We start from the raw sequence: 3,001 nt of genomic DNA on the forward strand, positions 1-3,001 counted from the left end.
AAGTAGCATTCGTCAAAGCAACCAGGAGTCCCTAGATGCTTTGAACTTTTTATTGAATACGTCATCAAAAAATACGCCACCAAATACCGAGGCTTATAAAAAGTACAATGAAAGTTATCTCGAGATTCGTAAAAACATTACGTCCCAATTCCAGCTCTGGAGAGCGGATATGTCCACCTCTGCATTAAAGAGAGAGCAGTGCAACAATTTAAATCACATTAAAAGTCAAATTGGATCATTAACTTTTAGCGAATATTCACCGGAAGTGAATGAGGAACATACTCGTATGTACGACGCACTTTCGAAGGCTAATCCACATGCTTCATCTTCACGAATTACGGATGCAATCCCCACGAGAGCAACAATTGCAAAGAAGCTATCGGATTCTAAGTGCACAGAAATTCGTCGACAATTAACAGAGTTATTTCCTTCGTGTTCATCGGACTCAATCAGATCTTTTATGCAAGGAGATATGAATCCCTTAGCAAATGAACTTGTATCGAACACAAAGAAAAATCTTCAGCAAAAAATTCATACACATTATCTAAATCGCTCAATCCATGATATTGCTCTAGCCATAGATGATGATGGTGATGCAGCAGCGATGCGTATTGCAAATGAAGAAGCGTGTGAGCAGTTAAGACAAATCAAAGAATTAAAAGATAAAAGTGAATCAGGTTTCGCTAAAATTAATTTGGGAAAAGAAGATAAAGAAGTTGATTTAAAAGGTGAATGTTTTTGGGTTCCTGCGAGTGTTCGTCATGATGTGAGCAAAGACAATACCGCCGGAACTTCACGACACTCATTTTTTGTTTATGGCGGTGTTAATATTCAGTCTCGTATTAATATTATTCCTGGAGGAAATAGTTCTTTAAGTGGTAACCGTGTTGGTGCGGGAAATTTTAATCGTAGAGAGATTACCAGAGGATTTCAGAGTCATCATATAGTGAGTCATACTAATAAGGCAACCAAGAATCATGAGCTATTAGAAAAAGCAGGATTTAATAATAGAAAAGATATAAACTCTAAAGTTAATAGGATATTTTTACCAGATGGAAAGAAATCTCATCATGAAAATCGTTCTCTCCACAGTGGTAAACATACACAAATGGCAATGGATGCTGTCGCAGCAAAAATGGATCAAATTTTAATACAAGGAAAAGCACAAGGTTGGAGTCAAACACAATATCGTGAGCAGCTTCGCAATATGATAGTCAATGAGAGACAGAACTTACGCAATGGAATAACGGATCTATATGTTAAACCTCGGCCCTGGGCTAAATAAAATAATTTATAAGAGAATGGGAATACCAATGATCTATCTTTGGATGAAAACTAAAAATTGTACAAACAAAATGATTGCAGAATATAATCGAAACCGTTCTCCAGATCGTTTTTTATTTTTAAATGGCGCTGAGGTGGCATTTAATGAAATTAAATCGAAATGTGTATTTGAGCATGAAATGACTAAAATAGAAGTCATCAGTAAGTTTGATGCAATTCCCAATAATTGCGCATCACCACTAGTAAATCAAAAAATAATTGATTTATTGATTAAATTAGCTCCTGATGAAGTTCAATTTTTTGATACTGAAGTACATTGTAAAGACGGTGTCATAAATGATTACAAACTCTTAAATGTAACAAAAACTTTTGTTGGGATTGATCATGAAAAATCAATTTGCGAATTTATGGGGGGAAATGCTCCTAATACTATTCTTGGATTTAAGTATCTAACCTATAAGCCTAATTGCATGGGGAGTCTGCAAATAGCTCGGGATAAGGAATATATAAGCAATTTATTAGTATCAGAAAAAATAAAGCAAGAATTTGAGAGAAAAAAAATTAAAGGTATTTGGTTTTCTACCCCTGAAGAATGGTATAGCTTAGTTTAGATTATAATTGGGCTTTGTCGCAAGTGTGCCGTAGCAGCACTGATATAGGACCGGATTTCTGGACGAAAAAAGAGGATAAAGAAGTTGATTTAAAAGGTGAATGTTTTGGGTACCTGCGAGCGTTCGCCATGATGTGAGTCAAGACAATACCGCCGGAACTTTACGACACTCATTTCTTGTGTATGGTGGTGTTAATATTCAATCACGGATTAACTTCAAACAGGGAGGTAATGCTCCTTTAAATGGTAACCGTATCGGTGGTAGTGCATTAAATAATGTTAATGCTCAGCATGCTTTAAATCATAAACTAAGAATTTTGCAGAATGCACAATTAACTGCCGTAAAAACTCAAACATTTGCAGATGGCCGCATTCGTTATTATGATGTTGAACGCTCATCAAGAACACCAGGACCAACCAGAGGAAATTCTTACGTAACTGAACACAATACCAAGACAGGACAAGTTAGAACTTGGGCCGAGTCGTACGATCATCAAGGTAATGTGAATAGGGTTCACCCTAAATCCTTAGATGGACAGAATTTAAGAGCCCAACATTACCCACCTACTGGCGCAGAAAAAAGAGGATTTAAATAATGCATACTAGAGTTAGCTTTGGCAAAGAATTGAAAGAGAGAGTAGGTTGTGAAGAGGACATTAGAGAAATAGGGGCTTGGGCACATGAAGTTTATATCGACGGCTCTCAGGAGCAAGATGTAGAGTTTTTGAGAATACTGTTAATTTTGAATAAGATGGAAGATGGAGCTGAGTTTGCTCTTTGTTATAAAAGGCTAAATGAAATCGCAGATGATTTGATTGCGGGAAAAAGAAATATAAATATGGACTATTAATTAAGATTGTCATGTATAGACTCAGCTCTGGATGGAAAATTCAATGGCGCAAGAAATTGCAAAGAGGCAAGGCTATAAAAATCCTTATAAAAACCCTTAAACCATTCTTTAAATCCTATAATTATTTAAAAAACGGAAATTCCTTTTATTGTTTGAAAGAAGAAAATTGTGGGCTAATTGCATTTCAAAAGAGTACCAAGAGTATTGATGATCAAACATCTATTACAGAGCTTTGCAATGATGTAACTGATCATCTT

5 protein-coding genes are annotated in these 3,001 nt (G+C 35.8%); all 5 read left to right on the forward strand.

The window, feature by feature from the left end; translation table 11 throughout:
* Positions 1 to 169 precede the first annotated feature (169 nt).
* Positions 170 to 1,285 carry an AHH domain-containing protein gene (locus Q0495_RS15380; protein WP_298627854.1) on the forward strand — a complete coding sequence of 372 codons (1,116 nt, stop codon included), beginning with the start codon at positions 170 to 172 and terminating at the stop codon, positions 1,283 to 1,285.
* Between the two features lie 43 nt (positions 1,286 to 1,328).
* On the forward strand, positions 1,329 to 1,895 hold the full coding sequence (locus Q0495_RS15385) for a DUF1629 domain-containing protein (protein WP_298627856.1): 567 nt from the start codon (positions 1,329 to 1,331) through the stop codon (positions 1,893 to 1,895).
* Positions 1,896 to 1,995: 100 nt separating this feature from the next.
* Positions 1,996 to 2,490, forward strand: a complete 495-nt coding sequence (locus tag Q0495_RS15390; protein ID WP_298627857.1) for a hypothetical protein — start codon at positions 1,996 to 1,998, stop codon at positions 2,488 to 2,490.
* Positions 2,490 to 2,744: a hypothetical protein gene (locus tag Q0495_RS15395; protein WP_298627858.1), complete on the forward strand. Its 255-nt coding sequence runs from the start codon at positions 2,490 to 2,492 to the stop codon at positions 2,742 to 2,744. Before Q0495_RS15390 ends, Q0495_RS15395 begins: the two co-directional genes overlap by 1 nt.
* 56 nt (positions 2,745 to 2,800) lie before the next feature.
* Positions 2,801 to 3,001: hypothetical protein (locus Q0495_RS15400; RefSeq protein ID WP_298627860.1), on the forward strand; the 201-nt coding region annotated here is incomplete at its 3' end.

The sequence above is a fragment of the uncultured Legionella sp. genome, assembly GCF_937871865.1.
Classification (GTDB): Bacteria; Pseudomonadota; Gammaproteobacteria; order Legionellales; family Legionellaceae; genus Legionella.